The sequence below is a fragment of the Alterinioella nitratireducens genome (genome assembly GCF_013155465.1).
GTDB lineage: Bacteria > Pseudomonadota > Alphaproteobacteria > Rhodobacterales > Rhodobacteraceae > Alterinioella > Alterinioella nitratireducens.
On sequence record NZ_JABJVX010000010.1, the window covers coordinates 53,622 to 72,161 of the forward strand.

Annotated in this window: 21 protein-coding genes, 1 tRNA gene and 1 riboswitch; of the genes, 7 read left to right on the forward strand and 15 right to left on the reverse strand. The window is 68.3% G+C overall.

Annotated elements, in window-relative coordinates:
• Positions 1–34 precede the first annotated feature (34 nt).
• The 3 genes from HNS34_RS15470 (at position 35) to rsmA (ending at position 3,201) form a co-directional block, all read left to right on the forward strand.
• Positions 35–1,264 carry a peptidylprolyl isomerase gene (locus HNS34_RS15470; protein ID WP_172321001.1) on the forward strand — a complete coding sequence of 410 codons (1,230 nt, stop codon included), beginning with the start codon at positions 35–37 and terminating at the stop codon, positions 1,262–1,264.
• Entirely contained in the window at positions 1,261–2,247 is a 987-nt protein-coding gene (pdxA, locus tag HNS34_RS15475) for a 4-hydroxythreonine-4-phosphate dehydrogenase PdxA (protein WP_172321002.1), read from the forward strand. The genes HNS34_RS15470 and pdxA overlap by 4 nt, the downstream gene beginning before the upstream one ends.
• A 111-nt stretch (positions 2,248–2,358) precedes the next feature.
• Positions 2,359–3,201 carry a 16S rRNA (adenine(1518)-N(6)/adenine(1519)-N(6))-dimethyltransferase RsmA gene (gene rsmA, locus HNS34_RS15480; RefSeq protein WP_172321003.1) on the forward strand — a complete coding sequence of 281 codons (843 nt, stop codon included), beginning with the start codon at positions 2,359–2,361 and terminating at the stop codon, positions 3,199–3,201.
• Positions 3,202–3,303: 102 nt separating this feature from the next.
• On the opposite strand, the gene HNS34_RS15485 is transcribed toward rsmA, so the two are convergent.
• The 9 genes from HNS34_RS15485 to HNS34_RS15525 form a co-directional block, all read right to left on the reverse strand.
• Positions 3,304–3,927 (reverse strand): DUF4167 domain-containing protein, encoded by a 624-nt coding sequence (locus HNS34_RS15485; protein WP_172321004.1) that lies wholly within the window; start codon positions 3,925–3,927, stop codon positions 3,304–3,306.
• A 296-nt stretch (positions 3,928–4,223) separates the two neighbouring features.
• Positions 4,224–5,060: a peptide chain release factor N(5)-glutamine methyltransferase gene (prmC, locus tag HNS34_RS15490; protein WP_172321005.1), complete on the reverse strand. Its 837-nt coding sequence runs from the start codon at positions 5,058–5,060 to the stop codon at positions 4,224–4,226.
• Complete coding sequence (prfA, locus tag HNS34_RS15495; RefSeq protein ID WP_172321006.1) at positions 5,057–6,109, reverse strand: peptide chain release factor 1; 1,053 nt, start codon at positions 6,107–6,109, stop codon at positions 5,057–5,059. Before prfA ends, prmC begins: the two co-directional genes overlap by 4 nt.
• A gap of 31 nt (positions 6,110–6,140) precedes the next feature.
• Positions 6,141–6,608, reverse strand: coding sequence for a DUF1499 domain-containing protein (locus tag HNS34_RS15500; protein WP_172321007.1), 468 nt, complete (start codon positions 6,606–6,608; stop codon positions 6,141–6,143).
• A gap of 111 nt (positions 6,609–6,719) precedes the next feature.
• Positions 6,720–7,889, reverse strand: coding sequence for an acetate/propionate family kinase (locus tag HNS34_RS15505; RefSeq protein ID WP_172321008.1), 1,170 nt, complete (start codon positions 7,887–7,889; stop codon positions 6,720–6,722).
• Positions 7,886–8,800 carry a bifunctional enoyl-CoA hydratase/phosphate acetyltransferase gene (locus HNS34_RS15510; RefSeq protein WP_172321009.1) on the reverse strand — a complete coding sequence of 305 codons (915 nt, stop codon included), beginning with the start codon at positions 8,798–8,800 and terminating at the stop codon, positions 7,886–7,888. Before HNS34_RS15510 ends, HNS34_RS15505 begins: the two co-directional genes overlap by 4 nt.
• Before the next feature lie 30 nt (positions 8,801–8,830).
• The gene (locus HNS34_RS15515; RefSeq protein ID WP_172321010.1) at positions 8,831–9,595 is read right to left on the reverse strand and encodes a LamB/YcsF family protein; all 765 of its coding nucleotides are present in this window, start codon (positions 9,593–9,595) and stop codon (positions 8,831–8,833) included.
• A gap of 3 nt (positions 9,596–9,598) precedes the next feature.
• Positions 9,599–10,612, reverse strand: coding sequence for a 5-oxoprolinase subunit C family protein (locus HNS34_RS15520; protein WP_172321011.1), 1,014 nt, complete (start codon positions 10,610–10,612; stop codon positions 9,599–9,601).
• Positions 10,609–11,349 carry a 5-oxoprolinase subunit B family protein gene (locus HNS34_RS15525; protein ID WP_172321012.1) on the reverse strand — a complete coding sequence of 247 codons (741 nt, stop codon included), beginning with the start codon at positions 11,347–11,349 and terminating at the stop codon, positions 10,609–10,611. Before HNS34_RS15525 ends, HNS34_RS15520 begins: the two co-directional genes overlap by 4 nt.
• Positions 11,350–11,507: 158 nt before the next feature.
• Between HNS34_RS15525 and HNS34_RS15530 the strand changes: the two genes are divergently transcribed.
• The 3 genes from HNS34_RS15530 (at position 11,508) to HNS34_RS15540 (ending at position 12,373) form a co-directional block, all read left to right on the forward strand.
• Positions 11,508–11,583, forward strand: a tRNA-Thr gene (locus tag HNS34_RS15530).
• A 173-nt stretch (positions 11,584–11,756) separates the two neighbouring features.
• Positions 11,757–11,924 (forward strand): hemin uptake protein HemP, encoded by a 168-nt coding sequence (gene hemP, locus HNS34_RS15535; RefSeq protein ID WP_172321013.1) that lies wholly within the window; start codon positions 11,757–11,759, stop codon positions 11,922–11,924.
• Between the two features lie 41 nt (positions 11,925–11,965).
• Positions 11,966–12,373 (forward strand): hypothetical protein, encoded by a 408-nt coding sequence (locus HNS34_RS15540; RefSeq protein WP_235952761.1) that lies wholly within the window; start codon positions 11,966–11,968, stop codon positions 12,371–12,373.
• 6 nt (positions 12,374–12,379) lie between these two features.
• Here HNS34_RS15540 and HNS34_RS15545 read toward each other — a convergent pair whose 3' ends face one another.
• From HNS34_RS15545 to HNS34_RS15560, 4 genes are read right to left on the reverse strand one after another with little or no spacing between them, the layout of a single operon-like run.
• Positions 12,380–13,129 carry an ABC transporter ATP-binding protein gene (locus HNS34_RS15545; RefSeq protein ID WP_172321015.1) on the reverse strand — a complete coding sequence of 250 codons (750 nt, stop codon included), beginning with the start codon at positions 13,127–13,129 and terminating at the stop codon, positions 12,380–12,382.
• Positions 13,119–14,123: a FecCD family ABC transporter permease gene (locus HNS34_RS15550; protein WP_172321016.1), complete on the reverse strand. Its 1,005-nt coding sequence runs from the start codon at positions 14,121–14,123 to the stop codon at positions 13,119–13,121. The genes HNS34_RS15545 and HNS34_RS15550 overlap by 11 nt, the downstream gene beginning before the upstream one ends.
• Before the next feature lie 4 nt (positions 14,124–14,127).
• Entirely contained in the window at positions 14,128–15,063 is a 936-nt protein-coding gene (locus tag HNS34_RS15555) for an ABC transporter substrate-binding protein (protein WP_172321017.1), read from the reverse strand.
• Complete coding sequence (locus tag HNS34_RS15560) at positions 15,050–15,769, reverse strand: (2Fe-2S) ferredoxin domain-containing protein (protein WP_172321018.1); 720 nt, start codon at positions 15,767–15,769, stop codon at positions 15,050–15,052. Before HNS34_RS15560 ends, HNS34_RS15555 begins: the two co-directional genes overlap by 14 nt.
• An 84-nt stretch (positions 15,770–15,853) precedes the next feature.
• Positions 15,854–16,073, reverse strand: a riboswitch (cobalamin riboswitch).
• 109 nt (positions 16,074–16,182) lie between these two features.
• On the opposite strand from HNS34_RS15560, the gene HNS34_RS15565 reads away from it, so the two are divergent.
• Positions 16,183–17,175, forward strand: a complete 993-nt coding sequence (locus tag HNS34_RS15565) for a GT-B fold glycosyltransferase domain-containing protein (RefSeq protein ID WP_172321019.1) — start codon at positions 16,183–16,185, stop codon at positions 17,173–17,175.
• On the opposite strand, the gene HNS34_RS15570 is transcribed toward HNS34_RS15565, so the two are convergent.
• Together HNS34_RS15570 and HNS34_RS15575 are read right to left on the reverse strand one after the other, a co-directional pair.
• Positions 17,176–17,316: a hypothetical protein gene (locus HNS34_RS15570; protein ID WP_172321020.1), complete on the reverse strand. Its 141-nt coding sequence runs from the start codon at positions 17,314–17,316 to the stop codon at positions 17,176–17,178.
• Positions 17,317–17,361: 45 nt separating this feature from the next.
• On the reverse strand, positions 17,362–18,441 hold the full coding sequence (locus HNS34_RS15575) for an AraC family transcriptional regulator (RefSeq protein ID WP_172321021.1): 1,080 nt from the start codon (positions 18,439–18,441) through the stop codon (positions 17,362–17,364).
• Between the last annotated feature and the right edge of the window lie 99 nt (positions 18,442–18,540).

Consider the following 18,540-nt stretch of genomic DNA (forward strand, 5'->3'; position numbering starts at 1 on the left):
CGCCAAGACAGGAATGAACGGAATTTTGACACCCATGACCATCCGCGCATCGCTGACCAAACGCCTATCCCGCCTCTTCGGCCTTGCCGCCCTGACCTGCGCCTTGAGCCTTCCGGCCACCGCGCAGCAAAGCCCGTTCGCGGCGGCGGTGACGGTGAACGGACGGGCCGTCACCTATTACGAGATCGACCAGCGCGTCGCCTTCATGCAGCTTCTGAACGCGCCGGGCAACCTGCCGGAACGCGCCCGCGAGGCCCTGATCGACGAGCGGCTGCAACGCCAGGTCGGCGACCGGCTTGGCCTGACCGCGACACCCGACCAGATCGCCGACGGCATGGAGGAGTTCGCCGCCCGTGCCGACATGGATACCGAAGCGTTTATCCGGGCGCTGGCCGATGAAGGCATCTCGGCGCAGACCTTCCGCGATTTCGTCGCCGCCGGACAGACCTGGCGCAACGTGGTGCGCGACCGCTTCGGCGGGCGGATCACGATCACCGAGGATGAGATCGACCGCGCCCTGACGCTTGCCACCAGCCCCGATGGCGCGCAGATCAACTTTGCCGAACTGGTCATTCCGGTGACGCCGCAGACCGCCGAGGAGGTGCGCCTGCGCATCACGCAATTGTCGGAAACGCTCGACGGCTCGATCGGCGGCTTCTCGGCGGCGGCGCGGGAGTTTTCCGCGGCGGGCTCGGCGCGCAATGGCGGCGGCATCGGCTGGCGGCCCCTGTCGGCCATCCCGCCACAATTGCGCACCATCCTTCTGCCCCTGCCCATCGGCGGCGTGACCGAGCCGGTGCCGCTCGGCAACGCGGTCGCCATCTTCCAGCTTCGCGGGCTGGAGGAGAGCGATTTCGTCACCCCCGACATCACCGCCGTGACCTATGCCGAGGTCCTGATCCCCGGCGGGCAGGCCGCGCAAGCCGAGGCAGCGGCCCTGCGCGACGAGCTGGACACCTGCAACGACCTCTACGGCGTGCGCCCCGGCGGCTTTACCCTGAACGAGGATGTGCCGGTCGGCCAGGTGCCGGGCGATATCGCGGTCGAACTGGCGCGGCTGGATGCGAACGAGGTTTCCACCTCGCTGACCCGCGCGGGCGGCACGCAGCTGCTGTTCGTGATGCTGTGCAGCCGGGCCACGGAACTGCCCGAAGGCGGGCGCGACCAGGTGCGCGAGCAACTGTTCCAGCAGCGCATCGGGGGCTATGCCAATGGCTACCTCGCCGAATTGCGCGCCGACGCCATCATCGACGAGACCCCATGACCCCCGCCCCCATCGCCGTCTCCTGCGGTGAACCGGCGGGCGTCGCCCCCGAGATCATCGTCGGCGCGCGGGCGGCACTTGGCGGCGAATTGCCGTTCTTCGTGATCGGCGATCCGCGCCATTTCGCAGGGCTCGGGCTGGGATTGGCGGAGCTTTCCGATCCCTCCGAGGCCGCGCGCGTTGCCCCCGGCACCCTGCCCGTCCTGGCGCATCGTTTCGCGGGCGCGCGGGTGGCGGGCCAGCCCGACCCGGCCAATGCGCAGGGCGTCATCGACGTGATCGCGCGCGGGGTGGAGTTGGTGCGCAGCGGCGCCGCCTCGGCGCTCTGCACCGCGCCCATACACAAGAAGGCGCTGAAGGACGGGGCGGGATTTGCCTATCCCGGCCATACGGAATACCTGGCCGCGCTGGCGGGGGTGGAGCGCGTGGTGATGATGCTGGCCTGCGAGGGCTTGCGCGTGGTGCCGGTGACGATCCATATCGGCCTGGCCGAGGTGCCCGCCGCGCTGACGCCGGATCTGCTGGCCGACACGATCCGCATCACCCATGCCGCCCTGATCCGCGATTTCGGCCTGAGCGCGCCGCGCCTTGCCGTGGCGGGGCTGAACCCCCATGCCGGCGAAGGCGGCACGATGGGGCGCGAGGAGATCACGGTGATCGCGCCGGTGCTGGAGGCGTTGCGCGCCGAGGGGCTGGACATCACCGGCCCGCAATCGGCCGATACCATGTTCCACGCGGGCGCGCGGGCGGGCTATGACGCGGCGATTGCCATGTATCACGACCAGGCGCTGATCCCCGTAAAGACGGTGGATTTCGCGGGCGGGGTCAACGTGACGCTCGGCCTGCCCTTCATCCGCACCTCGCCCGATCACGGCACGGCCTTCGACATCGCGGGGCAAGGCCGCGCCGATGCGACCAGCATGATCGCGGCGCTGCGCATGGCGGCGGCAATGGGGGCAAGACGGTTCGGAGGCGCGCGATGAGGGACGTTGCAGGGGGCGCTGCCCCCGTCGCCTTGCGGCGACTCCCCCGGGATATTTGCGGAACAAAGAAGCGGGCGGCGGCGCGCGTTAACCTTAACGGCGGGTTACGCCATGGCCACGATTGACGGCTTGCCCCCGCTGCGCGAGGTGATTGCGGCGCATGGGCTTTCGGCGCGCAAATCGCTCGGACAGAATTTCCTGCTGGATCTGAACCTGACGGCCCGGATCGCGCGCGCGGCGGGGGACCTGACAGGGGCGGATGTTCTGGAGGTGGGCCCCGGCCCCGGTGGACTCACGCGTGGCCTGCTGGCCGAGGGCGCGCGCCGGGTCGTGGCGGTGGAAAAGGATGCCCGCTGCATGGCCCCGCTGGCCGAGATCGCGGCGGCCTATCCCGGTCGGCTGAAGGTTCTGAATGCCGACGCGCTGGAGCTCGACTGGGCCGCGCATCTGACGCCGCCGGTCAAGATCGCGGCGAACCTGCCTTACAACGTGGGCACGGAATTGCTGGTGCGCTGGCTGACGCCGCCCGACTGGCCGCCGCTGTGGCAAAGCCTGACGCTGATGTTCCAGCGCGAGGTGGCCGACCGGATCGTGGCCGGGCCGGGATCGAAGACCTATGGGCGGCTGGCGGTGCTGGCGCAGTGGCGCGCGACCGCGAAGATCGTGCTGACCCTGCCGCCCGAGGCCTTCACGCCGCCGCCCAAGATCCATTCCGCCGTAGTGCATCTGGAAGCCCTGCCCGAGCCCCGATTCGAAGCCGACCCGAAGGTGCTGAACCGCGTTGTCGCGGCGGGCTTCAACCAGCGCCGCAAGATGCTGCGCGCGGCGCTGAAGGGCGTGACCCCCGATATCGAGGATCGGATCGTCGCGGCGGGCTTGAAACCGACCGACCGGGCCGAACAGGTCCCGGTCGAGGGGTTTTGCGCGCTGGCCCGTGAAGTGGCGAAGGCCTAGATCGTTTCAGGGTCACATTGCATCGGTTTTCTCTGTCTCGCCCCAACCGGGGCGAACGCGAAAACCGATCCACTGTTTCAATGAAACCCTGACACGCTCGGACTATTCCGCCGCCTGCGGGCCACCTTGGTTCGAGGCATCGCCGCCATCATTGCCGCTGTCGGAAGTGCCCTCATCGGAGGTCTTCTTGGCCGGCTTGCGGGTGCGGGCGCGTTTCGGCTTGGGCGCGTTTTCCGGCGTGTCCACCAGGCCCGAGGGGCTGTCGCTGCCGGTGTCGATGACGGAATCGAAGGATTTGTCCTGATCCTGGCCGCCGCCTTGCTGATCGCCGCCCTGCCGGGAGGTGTTGGCCTCGGGCCGGTCGTCATTGCCGCCGCCCTGGTTGCCGCCGTCCTGGCCATTGTCGTCGTCGCGCTGCTGGCGGCGGGCCTGTGCCTGCGCCTGCTGCGCCTCCTGCTCGGCGCGCTTGGCGTCCTGTTCGCGCTGCGCCTCGCCCAACATCCGCGTATAATGCTCGGCATGCTGCTGGAAGTTCTCGGCCGCGACCCGATCGTTCGACAATTGCGCGTCGCGGGTCAGCTGGTTGTACTTGTCGATGATCTGCTGCGGCGTGCCGCGCACCTTGCCTTCGGGGCCGGAACTGTCGAATACCCGATTGACGATATTGCCCATCGGCGAGCGGTTGCGGTTGCCCTTTGACCGCGAGCGGTTTTTAGATGATCTCATGGGTCTCGTATCTTTTCCAGTTAACCTGGGATAAAGTTCATTTCACGGGCGTGACGAAAACCTGTCGACGCGATCGCGAAACCATGTGGTCTGCGGTGTCCCCGGCGGTGTTCCCTGGCATGGTCTGACTGATCAGTTGGGGGTGACCGCGGGGGGCCGGAGATCAACCCCTCGCCACGACCGCATGGCGTCTTGTAATCACGCAACCTGCGGTGAAACAAGGCCAAACTGCGCGGATCGCGGCCAATTCGGTGCATTTTGGCCGAAAACCGTGGCAGGAATGCCCTTTGCGCGGGTCACCGCCCAGGATTGCGGGCAATCACGACACGGTCTCTGCCATCCAGATCGGGACGGATCTCGGGGGTTTCAAGCCCCGCATCGGTGAAGAGGCGCGCAACCTGGCGCCCTTGCGTCGGTCCGATCTCGACCATGAGCGTGCCGCCGGGGGCCAAGTGCCGTGTCGCCCCCGCCGCGATCCGGCGATAGGCGGTCAGGCCATCAGCCCCGTCGGTCAGGGCCAGGTGCGGATCGTGATTGGCCACCTCGGGCGAGAGGCCCGCCATCTCCTGCGCCGCGATATAGGGCGGGTTGGAGACGATGAGAGGGAACGGGCCGGCGATCTCGGCGAACCAGTCCGATCGGGTCAGCGTCAGACGCTCGGCCACGCCATGGCGCGCGGCGTTTTCGGTGGCGGCCTCAAGGCAGGCGGGATCCAGATCGCTCGCTACCCCGCGCGCCTCGGGCCATTCCGCCAGCAAGGTGACGGCAAGGATACCGGTGCCGGTGCCAAGGTCCAGGAGGCGCGGCAGGGGGCCAACCTCCAGCGCCGCCGCGATCAGGGTTTCGGTTTCCGGGCGCGGGTCCAGCGTGGCGGGGCTGACGATGAATTCGCGGCCCCAGAACACACGCCGCGCGAGGATGCGCGCGACGGGTTCATGACGGGAACGCCGGTCCAGAAATTCCTGGAATCGCGCCATTTCACCTTCCGACACCACCCGGTCGGGCTCCAGCGACAGCCGCCCCGCGGGCAGGCCGACCGCCCCGGCCAGCAAGAGCCGCGCATCGCGCGCGCCCCCCTCTATCTCCGACAGCGTGCGCGCACCTTGCGCCAAAGCCGCGCGCAGGGTGGTCATTGCATCTCGGCCAGCATCCGCGCCTGGTCGTCGGCAGTGAGCGCGTCGATGATCTCGTCCAGATCGCCCGCCATCACCTGGTCGAGCTTGTAGAGCGTCAGGTTGATACGGTGATCGGTCAGGCGGCCTTGCGGGAAATTATAGGTGCGGATGCGTTCCGAGCGGTCGCCCGATCCGACCTGGGATTTGCGGCTGGCGGCGCGTGCGTCATCCATCCGCTGGCGTTCGAGATCGAAGAGCCGCGCGCGCAGCACGTTCATCGCGATCTCGCGGTTGCGATGCTGCGATTTCTCGGACGACGTCACGACGATGCCCGACGGGATATGCGTGATCCGCACCGCCGAATCCGTGGTGTTCACATGCTGCCCCCCCGCCCCACTGGCGCGCATCGTGTCGATGCGGATATCGGTGGCGGGGATGTCGATTTCGACCTCCTCGGCCTCGGGCAGCACGGCGACCGTGGCCGCCGAGGTGTGGATGCGACCGCCGGATTCGGTGGTCGGCACGCGCTGGACGCGATGCACGCCGCTTTCGTATTTCAGCCGGGCGAAGACGTTCTCGCCGGTAATATGCCCAACCAGTTCCTTGATGCCGCCAAGCTCGGTCAGTTGTTCCTCGATGATCTCGAAGCGCCACCCCCGCGCCTCGGCATAGCGTTGATACATGCGCAAGAGCTCGCCCGCAAAGAGCGCCGCCTCATCGCCGCCGGTGCCGGGGCGGATCTCGATCATGGCGGGGCGGGCGTCGGCCTCGTCACGCGGCAGGAGGGCGATCTGCAAGGCCTGTTCGGCCTTGGGCAGGGCCTTGCGCAGGCGGGGCAGTTCCTCCTCCGCCAGGGGGGCCATTTCGGGATCGTCCAGCAGCGCTTCGGTCTCGGCGATCTCGGCTTGCAGGTCGTCGAAGGCCGCGATCTGTTCGACCACCGGCTTCAGCTCGGCATATTCGCGCGAGATGGCGGCGATTTCCTCTGCCCTGGGTCCGGCATTGAGCCGCGCTTCGAGATACTCGAAACGCTCGGTGATCTGGCGGAGGCGGTCGGCGGGCAGCATCAGCGTGATGTGACGCGGGGGGGCCGCGCGGTCAAGGCCCCTCGGCCTCAAGGGCGGCGACGATACGCGCCACCCGCGCGCGGTTGGCGCCGAAGTCGGACTGGCCGAAGCGCGAGCGCGAGAAGATCGCGACACGGGTGCCGGAGCCCGCGGGCGTCAGCTTGATCGAGACCGCATCGGGAAAGCGCATGAGGGGCGTCCGCGCGACATAGGTGGCGTGCCCTTGGGCCAGGTCGCCAGCGATGCGGGTTGTGTGCGGCAGGGACATCACGATGCGATGCAGGGCGGCGGCGGTGTCCGAGGGGGAAAGGGGCGTGACATGGGCGGGCGCGTCGCCGTCCCGGTCGCGCAGGATGTAGGCATTGGGCGTGGAGGGGCGCGACGCGGTTTCGGGATCGACATGCCAGCGGGCCGGTTTCATCGGGGCCACGCGGATCATCAGCGCGAGACCTGCGACAAGGGCCAGGGCGATGAGGAGGATCTGGAGGGAGAGGCGCATGTCAGAACCGGGGGGCTTGGGATTGGGGGTGTCGAATTGCTGCGCAATCCGATCCGTGGGGGGCTGTCTGCCCCCCACACCCCCCGAAGGTATTTGTGGCAAAATGAAAGATCATGGTGCGAGTTCCTTGACGGTGGCGCGCGCGATGATGCGTTCCTCGTCGGTGGGGATGACCAGGACGGGACAGGCGCCCGCGTGGATCTCGGCGGCGTTTTCCGCATTGGCGGCGGGGTCGATGGCGAGGCCGAGGAAGCCGAGACGCTCCAGCGCGCGGGCGCGGATCAGGGCGGCGTTTTCCCCGATGCCGCCGGTGAAGACCAGCGCGTCGAGGCCGCCAAGGCTGGCGGTCATCGCGGCAATCTCGCGCGCCAGCGTGTAGACGTAGTAGTCGATCGCCTCCGCCGCCTCCGGGGCCTCCGAGGCCAGCAGGTCGCGCATGTCATGGCTGAGGCCGGAGAGCCCCTTGAGGCCGCTCTCATGGTAGAGCAGCCGGGTCAGCGCGGCGGCGTCCATGCCGTCCTCCTGCATCAGGTGCAAGAGCACGCCAGGGTCGATCCGGCCCGGACGTGTGCCCATGGCAAGGCCATCGAGCGCGGTGAACCCCATCGAGGTGGCGATGGAGCGGCCCCCGGACAGCGCGCAGAGCGAGGCCCCGTTGCCCAGATGCGCCACCACCACGCGGGCCTGCGCAAGATCGGGATGGTCGCGCGCCAGCACCCCCGCGATATAGTCATAGCTGAGCCCGTGGAAGCCGTAGCGCCGGATGCCGCGCGCATAGTAGTCGCGCGGCAGGGCGTAGGTATCGGCCACCCAGGGCTTGCCGCGATGAAAGGCGGTATCGAAGGCCGCGACCTGGACCGCGTCGGGAAACGCGCCTCGCGCGGCGCGGATCGCGGCGAGGTTGTGGGGCTGGTGCAGGGGGGCGAGCGGCACCAGATCCTCCAACCGCGCCATCATGGCCGCATCGAGGCGCACCGGCGCGTCCAGATCGGGACCGCCATGCACCACCCGGTGACCGACGCCCGCGATCGCGCGGCCCGCCATATGTGGCGCCAGCGCCCCGAGGATCGCCTCCACGGCGGCTGCGTGATCGGTGGGGCCAAGCTCCGTGCGGGTCTTCTCCGCGCCCTTGGGCGTGAGGGTCAGCGCGGCCTCGTCCCCGAGCGCGTCAACCTGGCCGGTGACCTCCTCGCGCGGCTCATCCGCAGCGGCATAGAGCGCGAACTTGATCGAGGAGGAGCCCGCGTTGAGGGTGAGAACAAGGGTTGTCTCGGGGCTCATCTGGCGCGCGCCGCGTAGAGGCAGGCCAGCGCCGAGGAGGCGACCCGCGCGGGCACGCCATCGGTGCGGCTGGTCAGAATCACCGGCACGCTCGCGCCCACGACCACCCCCGCCGCCGTCGCGCCGGCCAGGTGGGTGAGCGCCTTGAACAGGATGTTGCCGGATTCGATATCGGGCACCAACAGGATATCGGCCAAGCCCGCGACTGGGCCGTCGATACCCTTGACGCGGGCAGCATCCGCGCTGAGGGCCAGATCCATCGCCATGGGCCCCTGCACCAGCCCGCCGGTGATCTCGCCCCGACCGGCCATGCGGGCCAGTTCCTCGGCCTCCAGCGATGAGGGGATCGCCTCGACCGGCACGGTGACGGCGGAAAGCGCCGCCAGCTTCGGCGCGGCAATGCCGAGCGCGCCCGCCAGGTCCAGCGCGTTTTGCGCAATCGACGCCTTGCAGGCCAGGTCTGGGGCCACGTTCAGCGCCGCATCGGTGATCAGGACGGGCCGGTCTATCCCTCTTATATCCATGACGAAGACATGGCTCATCCGGCCAGGGCCCCGCAGCCCGCCATCGCGGTGGACGATCGCCTCCAGCAGGTCATGGGTGCGCAGGTGGCCCTTCATCACGGCCCCTGCCCGCCCCTCATGGACCAGTGCCACCGCGCGGGCCGCCGCCGCCGGATGGTCGGCAATGTCGATCACCTCGATATCGTCCAGGGACGCCCCCAGGTCGCGCGCGAATTCCGTGATCAGCCCGGCCTTGCCGACCAGGATCGGCGCGATCAGCCCTGCATCGCGTGCCGCAAGCGCGCCCTCCAGCGAGCGGCGGTTTTCAGGCGCCACGACGGCCGTGGGCAGGGCGGGCAGCGGGCGGGCGGCCTCGATCAGGCGCGCAAGATGCGGATGGTCTGTCATGTCCGGGGGGCTTTCGATTGGGAAGGGATGTCAGGTGCCGACGGGCGCCAGCCGGATACCGGCGGTTTCCAGTCCGGCGCGCACGGTGCGCGCGATCTGCAAGGCGGCCTCGTTATCGCCATGCAGGCAGATCGTGTCGATGCGCGCGGGGATATGCGCGCCCGACTCCGCGATGATCGCGCCCGCCTGCACCATCTTGACGATGCGGCTTGCGGCATGGGCCGGGTCGTGGATCACGGCCCCCTCCCTGGCGCGGTCCACCAAAGTGGCGTCGTCGTTATAGGCGCGGTCGGCAAAGATCTCGCCCGCCCAACGGCACTTCAGCGCCTCGACGGCCTTTTGCTGCGCGGTGGCGGCGAGGATGAGAATGATCAGGTCGGGATCGACCGACAATGCCGCCTCGTAGCAGGCCCGCGCCATGGCCTCGTTTTCCGAGCACATGTTGGAGAGCGCCCCGTGCAGCTTGAAATGGCGCACGGTTGCGCCCTGCGCCCGGGCCACGCCCTGGATCGCGCCGACCTGGTAGCGGATCGCGGCCTGAAGGTCTTCGCGCCCCATCTGCATCCGGCGGCGGCCAAAGCCCTGCAGATCGGGAAAGCCGGGATGCGCGCCGATGCCGACGCCGTGGGTATGGGCCACGCGGATGGTCTCAGCCATGACCGAGGGGTCGCCGGCATGAAACCCGCAGGCGATATTGGCCGAGGTCACGACACCCAGAATATCGTCATCGCGCCCCATCACCCAAGGCCCGAAGCTTTCGCCCATATCGGCATTCAGATCGACCTGCTCCGTCATCGCTCATTCCTCCGCCTTTGCCGAGACTACCCCGCCGACCAATTGATAGGACAGCAGATCGGGAATGTCATGCGGGTCGCGTATGCGCGGGGTCACGCCATCGGGCAGCGCCTTGCGATGCCTGGCCGCCGCCGCGCGCGCCTTGAGCGCCTCCTCCAGCTCCACGAAGCGAAACCGCAACGCCGTGCCGGGCGCGGCCTGCGCGACGCGGGGCAGATCGGCGGCGATCACCGTGGCGATGCGGGGATAGCCGCCCATGGTCTGGCATTCGGGCAGAAGGACAAAGGGCGCGCCGTCGCCGATCACCTGGATATCGCCCGGCACGATGATCTCGGACAGGATCGCCAGGTGCGCGTCTTGCGAGAACCCGTCGCCGTCATGGGCCATGCGCGCGCCCATTCGGCTGGCCCTTGCATCCTTGCGAAATTCGGTGGCCTCGAAGCGTCCCCGCGCATCATCGCCGAATTGATCGGTCTGGACGGAAGGAAGCACGCGGATCAGGCCGCCCGAGAACCGGTCCTGTGCCGTCAGGGTCAGCCCGCCGGCATTGGGGGCGGGCTGCGCATCGAGGCGGGTGCCGGATGAAAGCGCCCCGCCGATCCCGCCCGCCAGATGCGCCGAACGCGCGCCGAGAATGGAGGGCGCATCCAGCCCCGCCACGCTGAGATAGCCGTAGCTGCCCGCGCTTGCGCCGCCGATCTCAAGCTCCGCCCCCTCGCGCAGCAGGTAACTGCCGGGCCAGTGCAGCCGCGCGCCGTCCAGACGGGCCTGCATCGGCGCGCCGGTCAGCGCGATCAGCAGATCGCCCCCTTCGGCCCGGAACCGCCCCCCCGCCCCGGCCATCTCGATCGCCAGCGCCTCCTCGGCCTGCATCCGCATCAGCGCCGCGCCCTCGGCCAGGGCCAGCGGATCCATCGCGCCCCCCCGCGAGAGGCCCGAGGCCAGGTATCCGGGTCGGCCGAAATCCTGCAACGACAGCCCCGGCCCCGCCTTGACGATATGCAGACGCACGCTCATTCCAGCGGCTCGGCCATGGCGTCGAGGCCGGTCTCCAAGCCCGCAACCGCGTCCTCGTATTCGGTGACGCTGACCGGGCGATACTGCACCTCGTCGCCCGCCTTCAGCGCGAAAGGCGCGTCGGCCCCCTGCCGGAAGCCGTCAAAGGCGGCCTGCCCGATCCAGCGCCAGCCGGTCTGGGTTTCGACCGGGAACATCACCATCTGCCGGATCGCGAGGCCGAGCCCGCCCTTGGGCACGCGCGGGGTCAACTCGGTCTTGCGGGCAATGTCGAAAGCGTCGGGAAGCTGCCCCAGATAGGGCAGTCCCGGCGCGAAGCCGATGGTCAGCACGCGCAGGCGCGTGGCGGCAATCGCCTCGATGGCCGCGTCGGCGGTCATCCCGGCCATTTCGGCGGCTTCCTCCAGTTGCGGCCCGTGATCGCCGCCAAGGACCGCCGGAATGCGCCAGAGGCGGCGGCCCTCGGGCAACCCCGCCTCGTGCCAGTCCCGTGCCTCCAGAAGCGCGCAGACCCGATCCTCCAGCGTCGCGTGATCCAGCCGGTCGGGATCGAAGCGCAGGTAGACGGATTTCAGCGAGGTCGCGGTTTCCTCGACCGCGTCCCATGCCTCCGCCTCCACGGCGGCGCGGAAGGCCAGCACGGCGGCATTGGCGCGCATCGACAGCGCATCGTCGAAGGAGACCAGCAGGCTGGCCTCCCCCATCCGGCGCACCTGCGGAAACTCTGGCCGGGGCATCCTGGCGGGCTCCTCTTTTCCCTTGTTCCGGACCATGGTGATCGTGATCGCGGGGCCGTGCAACCCGGTTGCGCCGATGGCCGCCCGCGCATTTTTCCCGGCCCCTCGCGCCCGCCCCTCTTGTGCCGCGCGCGGCAATCTCTTATCGACAGGCCCGGGCCGGTCTAGCTCAGCTGGTAGAGCGTCTGATTTGTAATCAGGGGGTCGGGGGTTCGAGTCCCTCGACCGGCACCAATCCACCCCAAGAAAACAATGACATAGACCCCCTCATGCGTGAATTTCGCGTGCTCCCGGCGCGCTTTTTCCGTGGCACGCCCCCTGCCTTGCACAAGCCGATTGACATGCCTGAGTGAATCACTCAACTTTATTCCTATCGAACCGCAACCCGCAGCGAGGACGCCTTCGCCATGTCTGACACCCTGTCATTGCCCACCCCCGAGACCCGCACCAACCCCCTGCCCTGTCACCGTGCCGAGGCGCTGACAAACGGGGGCAACCTGGCCGAAATCGCGCTTGGCGATCAGCTTTACCGGCTGCGCATCACCAAGGCCGGCAAGCTGATCCTGACCAAATGAGCCGGGTGCCCAGACATCGCGGCGGGGTTCCTGTCGGGACCATGCAGGAGCTTGGGCCCGTCGAGGCGGGTGCGGTGCTCTACCTGCGGCTCTGGTGTGACGGGGCTGCGGCGCAGGGCCAGGCACGGCGCGATTTCGTCACCGCCTTTGGCGCGGCGGAAGGCGTGGCCGTGGCCGACAGTCTCGATACCCTCTGCACGCTCTGCGCCCGCCACGGACGCCGCCCGCTGATGCGCCACGGCGTGACCTGCGCCTGCCTTGGCGGCGACGAATCCTCATTCGCCAATTTCATCCTGACCGCCAGCGAGGGCGACCGCGAGGATGCGATGTGGATCGCCACGACCCTGGTGCGCGCCGATATGGCCCCGGCCCTCGTCGCGCTGGCCGAAAGGTTCGGGTTGGCGCTGAAGCGGATGGCCTTGAGGACGCGGGCCGCACGGCTGCACTGAGACGGCTCAGATCGCCGCCTCGATGCGCATGGCGCCGTTCTCCAGCCAGCCATCGACGCGGAACACGCTGCGGATATTGTCACGGGTCAGGACATCCGCCGGTCTGCCCGTGGCATGGGCGCGCCCGTCCTTCATCAGCGTCACCAGATCGCAGTAGCGCGCCGCCAGCGTCAGGTCGTGGAAGGTCGCCAGCACCGTCGCCCGCCGCCGCTTGATCTCATCGAGCAGGATCAGCTGGTAGCACAGGTCGAGGTGGTTCGACGGCTCATCCAGCAAGAAGACCTGCGGGCCGCGCGCCAGAAGCTGCGCGATATGGGTGCGTTGGCGTTCGCCCCCCGAGATGCGCGCGGCCTCGGTGTCGGACCGGTCGGACAGGCCGGCCTGCGCCAGGGCCGCGTCGATGCGGGCGGCACGCTCGGGCCCGGACAGCGGCAGGCCCATCATCCCGATCTCGATCACGTCGCGCACGCTGAGACCCTGGAACGTTCCTCCCTCCTGCACCAGCGCGCCAACCGTGCCCGCCCAGTCGGATTGCGGCCAATCGTGGATGGCGCGTCCGGCGATGCGCAGTTCCCCGGCGTCGATCCGCTGCGCCCGGTAGAGGCTGCGCAGCACGGTCGTCTTGCCTGCCCCGTTCGGGCCGAGCAGCCCGTGAAACTGACCCTCCGCGACATTGAGCGAGAACCCCGCCACGCGCGGCGCACCGCCAAGGGTGACATGCAGGTCCGTGATCTCGATGGCGGGATCAGAAGGCAACGCGCACCCTCCGCAAGATGACGATGAAGGGCGGCGCCGCGAAAATCGCCAGCAGCACGCCAAGCGGCATTTCCTCAGGCGCCAGCACGATCCGGCAGAGCAGGTCGACCACGACCAGCACCAGCGCGCCGAGGATCGCGGAAAGCGGGATCAAGCCCCCGTGCCGCCCGCCGACCAGAAGCCGCGCCATATGCGGCACGATCAGGCCGACGAAGCCGACAATCCCCACCGTGGCGACGGCCACGCCCGCCAGGAGCGCCACCGCGCAGAAGCAGACGATACGCTGCCGCCCGACCGCAACGCCAAGCGCCATCGCCCGCTCATCGCCCAGAAGCAGCGCGTCGAGGTTGCGCGCAGACGTCAGCGACAGGACCAGCACCAGCGCAAAGGCCAGCCCCGGTGCCCAGAGATCGGGCCAGCCCGTGCCCGCCGCCGTGCCCATCAGCCAGCCAAGCGCGGATTGCGTTGCGTAGGGGTCGCCCACATACAAGAAGAACGCAGTCAGCGACTGGAACATCAGCGAGATCGCCACACCCGCCAGGATCACCACCAAGGGCGACAGGATCACGCCGCGCCGCATCGACAGGGCCAGCGTCATCGCAAAGGCCAGCACCGCGCCCAGAAACGCGATGACGGGAATGCCGAAGGTCGTGGCGATCCAGGGCGGCAGCCACAGGATCGCGCCGACTGCTGCCGCCGATGCCCCCGAGGACAGGCCCATCAGGTAAGGATCGGCCAACGGGTTGTGCAGCACGGTCTGCATCAGCACGCCCGCCAGCGCCAGCCCCCCGCCGACCAGCGCCACCGCGATGACGCGCGGCATCCGCCATTCCCACAAGATGAGGCCAAGGCTGCGCGGCGCGGCCTCGGCCCGCATCAGCGCCGCGATCCGGTCGGCCCATGTTGCCTCGGCGGTGCCGAAAAACACGCCCGCCAGCATCGCAATCAGCAGCAGCACAAGCACCAGGCCCGGTATGATCGCGCGGCGGCTCATGGCCCTAGTTCAGCGCGTCGAGCTGCGCCGAGAGGTTGTCCAGCCCATCGGCGAATTGCATCCCCAAGACGGTTTGCGAAAAGGGGATGGTGACGAAACGGCCCGCTTGCACGGCGGACAGCTCCGACAGGACCGGGTCGGCCTCCATGTATTCGCGTTTCTCGGCGGCCGAGGACCAATCGGCCTCGATCAGCACGATCACATCCGGGTCGGCGGCCACCACGGCCTCCCAGGCCAGGTCGACCCATCGCCCTTCCAGATCGCCCGCGATATTGGTCAGGCCCACGGTTTCCACCAGCAGACCCGGCCCGCCGCAACAGCCGATGGAATAGGGCACCGCGTCGCCGCTGTCATAGATGAAGGCGCTTTGCCCGCGCCCCGCCTGCGCCAGCGCCGCCTCGGCCAGCCGCGCCTCGACCTGGTCGATCAGCGTGGCGGCGCGTTCCTCGACCCCGAAAATGTCGCCGATCACCGCGATATCGGTCAGGATCGGTTGCGTGGTCAGGCGCTGATCCTGCGGATGGGTGGCATCGCAGGAGGCGGCGACAAGATAGGTGCCGATGCCGAGGTCATGCCATTCCGCCTCGGCGCCCAGGTTATCCTCGGACCAGGCCGAGCCGAACCCCGCGAAGAGGAAATCGGGCTCCGCCGACAGCACCACCTCGCGCGCCGGGTAGCGCTCGGAGAGGACCGGGACAGAGTCATAGGCCCGCTGCCACTGCGGCAGGATGGCATCGTCCATATAGGCGGTGCCGACCATGGAGCGTTCGAGCCCAAGCGCCAGCATCACTTCGGTCGCCTGCTGGTTCAGCGTGATGGAACGGGTGGGGGCGGTGTCATAGGCGAATGTGCCGCCGCAACTTTGAACCACGGCTTCCTGCGCAAGCGTGGGTGCGGCCAGCATGGCGGCGATCAGGAGGGTGGGTTTAAACGGGTTCATGGCAGTCTTTCCGGCTGAAGGTCTGGTATCGGGGAAGGGGCGCGCCGCCGCGCAGAACGGTCTGGACGAAGGCGCGCACGGCATCGGCATCGGGCAGCGAGAACCAGTCGCCTTGCGGATAGACGACAAGGGACGGCCCCGCATTGCAGGGGAAAAGGCACCCGGTGGTGGTGACGAGGCAGTCGCGATCCAGCCCCGCGCGCCCGATCTCGGATTTCAGCAGCGCGGCGAAGTCCGGCGCATCGCGCAGGTGGCAGCGCGGGCCGGTGCAGACAAGGATATGGTGGCGATGCGCGGGCGGCGCGTCCCAGCCCTTGCCCCTTGCGCCTTGCGGGTCGGGCGGGATGGCGACGCGGGACGGTTTGGCGGTTGCGATGCTGGTCAGCACCGCCTCATCCGCCGCCGCGTCCTCGGCCATGAAGAGCGTCACGCCCGCGTTCTCGGCCCGCGACAGCCATTCCCCCGCCGCCCCCGGCAGCCAGGCCAAGAGGCTTTGCGACATCGGCAGGCCGAGCGGGCGCAGCGTGATCTCGCGCGCGCCCTGCCCCGCGAGGTCATCGAGCGCGCGCCACAGCCCCGCGCCCTCGCGCTCCAGCCGCACGACAGCGGCCTTGCCCGGCGTTTCGGCCAGCAATCTCCCGCTCATCCGCGCCAGCCGTCCGGCGCTGACATAAGCCTGAGAGATCAGATAAAGCGTTGCCTGCATCCTGCACCCCAACGGGGCGCTGCGCGCAAACAGGAAAGCAACTGGATCGCCATCGACTGTCTCCCCCGGGCACCCCGCCCGAAACGTTTCAACCAGGTGATGGCAGGTCTCCTGACTTCGCGGGTAGTCGCGCGGGGCCAACCTTCCCGGAGATCTCCTCCAGTGGCATATCTGGCCGCGCTCGCCGCTTACAGTTGCGGGGGCAGTTACGGATTCGGCGCGCTTTGGCTCCTCCTCACCGTATTCCCTTTTCATCCCCTGCGGCACGCTCAACCGCCGGGAAACCATCGCGGGCGACAACACGCGATTTGGGCCGCCGGGTCAAGGCGCAATCGGCCCCGATTTGGCGTGGATTGCGCGCGCCCGCACGGGTAGAGTGGCGCAAAAGCACAAGGCAGAACGGGCCGGGCAGCATGGCAAACCGCAAGGATTTCAACGTCGTCGTCGTCGGCCAGAACGGGCGGCTGCAATATGAGGCGGCGCTTTTCGCAGCCTCGTTTCGCGCCGCCAATCCGAAATTCAAGGGCAGGCTTTTCGTCGCCGAGCCGCAGCCGGGGCCGAAATGGTCCGGCAACCCGAAGATGGGCGACGGTGAGGTGCGCGCGCTGCTGGAGCGGCTCAAGGTCGAGATCGTGCCCTTCGAGGCGCGCCATTTCGGGCAGGACTACCCCTATGGCAACAAGATCGAGATGCTGACGGCCCTGCCCAAGGGCGAGCCTTTCGTGTTCTTCGATACCGATACGCTGGTGCTGGACGACATCGCGCAGGTGCCCTTCGATTTCGACCGCCCCTCCGCCTCGCTGAAGGTGGAAGGCACCTGGCCGCAGATCGAGCTTTACGGGCCGGGCTACGGGGCGATCTGGAAATCGCTCTATGATCGGTTCGGGCTGGATTTCAACAGCTCGCTGGATGAAAGCCAGCCCGATGAATACTGGCGCCGCTACCTCTATTTCAACGCCGGGTTCTTCTACTACACCTGCCCGCACGTATTCGGCGAACGTTTCCTGCATTACGCGCTGGAGATCCGCGACAACCCGCCCGAGGAACTGGTCTGCCAGGTCATGGACCCGTGGCTTGACCAGGTTGCCCTGCCGCTTGTGATCCATTCGCTCAGTGGCGGGCGTGAGGCGCTGGAGCCCGGCTGGCTGGACGGGCGCACCACCTGCCATTACCGGGTTCTGCCACTGCTCTACGCCCGCGAATCCGACCGCGTGGTCAAGGTGCTGGAGGAAGTCACCACGCCCAACTGGGTCAAGAAGGTGCTGAAAGGCTATGAGCCGATGCGGCGGATGATCTTCCAGGGCAAGGGCGAAAAGGCCCGCGCGCTCTTTGACCGCGCGGACCTGCCCCGGCGCGAACAGGCGATCCGAAACCGCCTGAAACGCGAGAAGCTGTGGTTGCGCTGATCACTTGGGCGCGTCGAGCCGGGTGACCGGTGCGGGCGTCTCGGGTGTCGGCCAATGCGGCGGAAACCTCGGCCCCCAATCGGCCAGGGCGGGGCCCGCGACAAGGGCCAGAAGGGCGGCGGTCAGGATCGTGCGTTTCATCTTGGACATCTCCATTCGGTTGCGGTGATGTCCCTGATCTGGGGGTCAGACCGGCCTTGGTCGCTCCGATTTCGAAATGGCGATGTGATTTTCGGGAACCGGCGCGGATTGTGCGGAATCGAGGAGCCGCGCGCGATACTCACTCGGGCTTTCGCCGGTCCGGTCGCGAAACGCCTTGTTGAACGGCCCGAGCGAGGCGAAGCCGCTGGCATAGGCGATCTCCAGGATCGTGCGACGTGCCTGCGCGGGATCGGCCAGCGCCGCCTGCGCGGACTTGATCCGGTAGCTGTTGATGAAGGTCGGGAAGTTGCGAAAGCCGAGCCGCTGGTTGATGACGGCGCGCAGCCGATGTTCCGGCACCCCGATCTCGGCCCCGAGCGCGGCGATGGTCAGCCCTTCCCGCTTCCAGATGCCCCCCGCCATCGCGGCATTGAGGTCGTCGATCACCGCGGCGTCGATGGCGGCCTTGCGGCGGGTTTCCGGCACCGGGCGCGGCGCGGTTTCGCAGCACAGGTCGGCGGACGGGTTCAGCACCCAGAGCGCGAAGGCAAAGGACAGGGCCAGGAACGCGGCGGCCTGTAGCGGGTAGATGAAGAGCGGCAGGTCGATCTGTGCCTTGACCAGTTCCACGGACGTGACGGCCACCCCCAACAGCGCCATCGCGGCCAGGAAACCGGGACGGAACCGGCGGCGATGCTCCACCAGGTCGTTGCGCGCCGTGGTCAGGCCAAGCCAGAGCAGCGAGACATAGAGCCCCAGAAGCAGCAGCCCGCGCGCGATGTCCAGCGGCGGCCAGACCAGGCTGGCCAGGGACAGGGCCACGCCCGCCCCCGCCACGCCAAGCCAGGGCCAGCGGTCTTGCGGGGCGTCGAGGAAGATCTCGACCACCAGCCAGGAAAAGGCCAGCGGCAGCAGGATCGCGCCGCCCGTCAGCAACGGGCGCCAGCCATCGGGCAAATCGGCAATGCCGGGGGCCGAGCCGATCAGGTAGCTGGCCTTGGTCAGCATCAAGGCGGTCACCGGCCATCCGACGCGGCGCATCTCAGGCCGCGCCATCAGCGCCACGGCACACAGAAGCCCAAGGGCGATCGCCGCCCCGCGCAGGAACATGTCGGCATAGATCATGGGGCGTCCTTTCCGGGCCGATGGGGGCGGTTACGACTTACCTACTGGTTTCGAACATGGCGCGTCGATTCCGAAACGTCGCGGAAAAATTCCGGAATC